At 74.4% G+C, this 2,164-nt stretch carries 2 protein-coding genes and 1 pseudogene; all 3 read left to right on the top strand.

What is annotated here, in order from left to right:
• Positions 1-117: 117 nt before the first annotated feature.
• Positions 118-1,167 carry a C40 family peptidase gene (locus AB0J52_RS37410; RefSeq protein ID WP_500187690.1) on the top strand — a complete coding sequence of 350 codons (1,050 nt, stop codon included), beginning with the start codon at positions 118-120 and terminating at the stop codon, positions 1,165-1,167.
• Positions 1,168-1,237: 70 nt separating this feature from the next.
• A complete protein-coding gene (locus tag AB0J52_RS37405; protein ID WP_500187689.1) occupies positions 1,238-1,672 on the top strand; it encodes a BlaI/MecI/CopY family transcriptional regulator in 435 nt (144 codons plus the stop codon).
• A 3-nt stretch (positions 1,673-1,675) separates the two neighbouring features.
• Positions 1,676-2,164 (top strand): annotated as a pseudogene (locus AB0J52_RS37400) (hypothetical protein); the annotation flags it as partial.

The following is a 2,164-nucleotide window of genomic DNA, read 5'->3' as shown; positions in this document are numbered from 1 at the left end:
GCGACAACCGATATATACACCTATCAAACTAAACTCTGTCCATACTCGTCGCTCTTCCGATCTGCCGCAAGCCGCACCCCCGGCCGCCGCGCGCGGCGGCTCGCGAAGGAGACGCTCGTGCGCCCCGCAAGCACGGTCCGACGACCGCTCCCCCGGCACCGGACGATGGTCGTCCTCGGGATCACCGCCGCCGCCCTGGCATCCCCGGCGGCCGTCCCGTCCGCGCAGGCCGCCCCGGCCGCGCCCTCGGCGCCGGCCGCCAAGCCCAAGCCGAAGCAGGACGTCGGCAAGCTCAGGGAGCAGCTCGAACAGCTCACCGAGCAGTACAACGGGCTGAAGGTCAAGCTCGCCGAGACCCGCCGCGCGTCCAAGGTCGCCGACGGGATCGCGCGGCAGCAGGAACGCTCGCTGGAGGCCGTCCGGCGGGACATCGCCCGGGTCGCCGCCGCGAGCTACATCAACGGCGAGACCGACCCGACGCAGCGGATGTTCGCCTCGTCCGACCCGCAGTCGCTGCTCGACCAGGCGTCCACCCTGCGGTACTTCGCCACGCAGAACGGCACCCGCGTGTCGGCTCTCCTGCAGGCCGTGCAGGGCGCGGAGCGGGCACGGCTCGCCGCGCAGGAGCGCAAGCGGCAGGTCGAGACGCTCCGGACGACGCTGGCGAAGAAGCGCGACGCCGTCGCCAAGCTGTACGACCAGGCCAAGAGCAAGCTGGACGCCGACCGGCCCACCGGAGGGCCGAGCGCGCCCGGCAAGGCGCCCTCGGTCCCCGGGTCGGGCAAGGGCGCGCAGGCGGTGCGGTACGCGCTGGCACAGCTCGGTGTCCCCTACTCCTGGGGCGGGGGCAACGCGTCCGGGCCGACCTTCGGCATCGCGCAGGGCGCCAACATCAAGGGCTTCGACTGCTCCGGGCTGACCCTGTACGCGTACGCGCGCGTCGGCGTCCGGCTCCAGCACTACACCGGCGCGCAGTGGAACGCGGGCACGCACGTGTCCGCCGACCAGCTCCAGCCCGGCGACCTGGTGTTCTTCTACTCCGACCTGCACCACATGGGCATGTACATCGGCGGGGGGAAGATGGTCCACGCGCCGCAGACCGGCGACGTCGTCAAGATCAGCCCGATGGCGGGACGCCCGCTGGCCGGGGCCGTCCGGATCTCCTGACCGTCCCGGCCGGACCGGCCCGTCCCGCCGTGCGGGACAATGACGGCGGACGAACGGCAAGGAGGGCGTTGTGGGCGATCTCGGCGGCGCGCTGGAGCGGGCGATCATGGACGCGCTCTGGGCGGCGGACGAGCCGCTGCGCGTCCGCGAGCTGCTCAACCTGCTGAACGCCTCCGCCGACCGGCGGCTCGCCTACAACACCGTCCAGACCGTCGCCGAGCGCCTGACCCGCAAGGACCTGCTGCGGCGCGTCCCGGACGGGCAGGCGTTCCGCTACGCCCCCACGCAGAGCCGCGCCGACTTCACCGTCGCGCTGATGCTGGACGCCCTCACCGACTCCCCCGACCAGGGCGCGGTCCTGGCCCGGCTGGTCGAGAGCGTCCCCGACGCCGACGCGCGCCGCATGCTGGACGCCCTGAACGCCCGCACCACCGACGCGCCCGGCACCGCGGGCCCCGGCGCCGCGGGTGGCCGCGGCGGCGCCGGGGACGAGGCGCGGGGCTGACGGGTGCTGCTCCTCGCCGCCCAGCTGGCCTTCCTGGTCGCCGCGCTCGGGATCTGCGCGGGCAGGTCGCTGGACGGGGCGTCCTTCGCTCGGCACCATCCGGCGAGCGCCGTGCTGTGCTGGACGGGCGCGATCCTCGGCCTGTGGGCGTCCCTGTTCGGACTGCTCGTCCTGCTGCTGTTCTGGCCGGGCGCGGCGGGGCACGGCTTCGCGGAGCTGCTGACGACCTGCCTCACCCCGCACAGCCACCCGGGGCTGCTGTGGGGCGGCCTCGGCAGCTGCGCCGTCGCCGTCCTCTGCTCGGTCCGGCTGTCGCGCGGCGTCCCGCGCCTCTGGCGGACGGTCCGCAGCCGGCGGCGGCACCGCAGCCTGCTCCGCATCGTCGCCCGCGCCGACGACCGGCACCCGGACGTGCTGCTGCTCGACCATCCGCTGCCGGTCGCGTACTGCCTGCCCGCCGGGGCCCGGTCCATCGTGATCAGCAGCGGCGCC

The sequence above is a fragment of the Spirillospora sp. NPDC049652 genome (assembly GCF_040675125.1).
Taxonomy (GTDB): Bacteria; Actinomycetota; Actinomycetes; order Streptosporangiales; family Streptosporangiaceae; genus Spirillospora.
This window is presented reverse-complemented; position numbering and strand designations above follow the sequence as displayed.